Below are 949 nucleotides of genomic sequence, written 5' to 3'. Positions count from 1 at the left end.
TTCTTTGCTCTACTCCACTTGCTTCTTCACTTAAAGGCTGCTTTGTTGCTTTAGTACTCAGAATCTCTTAATTAGGTTTTCACAATATGTGTTCAGGCTGCTTCTTCTTTTGCACCATAGCCCCGGTGCGGGTGCACAAGCTGCTGTAAACTAGATTTAATAGTTTGCTGCAGTTGCTCCCACCCCTGCTGTTTATCAAGTATAAATTTTTGGTTTACTTCTATTTCGATGCCCATATATTGCTCGTCTTTGAATTTGCGGCGAAGATAAGTAGGGAACCCATCTGAAATGCCCAGGTATGGGTAATTAAACCGCACCAACAAAGACTCATCCTGCTCCAGAAGCAACTTTTTCCACTTGCGGGCAAATTCTGCTTCCGGTTTCCGCTTCGGGTCATACAATAGGCCAATGTCTGCATCACGCTCTATGCCATCCAATTCTGGTGTAAATGTATGCACCGCCACATGAAGCACCCTCCTGTCTGCCATTACAAAGTCGTGGATAATGCCTTCTACCTGATCCCGATAAGGTTTATATATGTTATTTATAATCTTCTTTTTTTCTGCATCCGGCAGAGGTTTGGTTACTTCTGAAAAAAGCTCCTTATGATTTATAGATCGGTTTAGCTCAATCAATAGCCTGCTGGTAGTGGCTTTGAAAGACTTATCTGCAACGGTTGAAAGCGTGTCCAGCAGCTCTGAGGCTCCCGGATCATAGCCTCTGTGTGTCTGAAGCAGCTCCTCTTTACCATCAAACAGATCAGTGTAGGCAGCAGGTATATGGTTGCCACCGTGCTCACATGTGATAATTAATCTTAACATTTTAGTCAGGTATAAACATACCACCTTGTTGCAGGCAAATAGCCAATTGGTGATATATTTGTTTTATACGATGTTTAGAAGGTTTTTCTCCTAATGCAACTAAAATTCTTTTAGATAAATTTCCATAT

1 protein-coding gene is annotated in these 949 nt (G+C 41.7%); it reads right to left on the bottom strand.

Going from position 1 to position 949, the window contains the following annotated elements:
• Nucleotides 1-92 precede the first annotated feature (92 nt).
• The gene (locus ACFQ2O_RS21835) at nucleotides 93-821 is read right to left on the bottom strand and encodes an N-formylglutamate amidohydrolase (protein WP_377533066.1); all 729 of its coding nucleotides are present in this window, start codon (nucleotides 819-821) and stop codon (nucleotides 93-95) included.
• Between the last annotated feature and the right edge of the window lie 128 nt (nucleotides 822-949).

The sequence above is a fragment of the Pontibacter rugosus genome (assembly GCF_042678745.1).
GTDB classification, from domain to species: Bacteria; Bacteroidota; Bacteroidia; order Cytophagales; family Hymenobacteraceae; genus Pontibacter; species Pontibacter rugosus.
The sequence above is the reverse complement of the archived record's forward strand: the minus strand, read 5'-3'. Positions and strand labels throughout refer to the sequence as shown.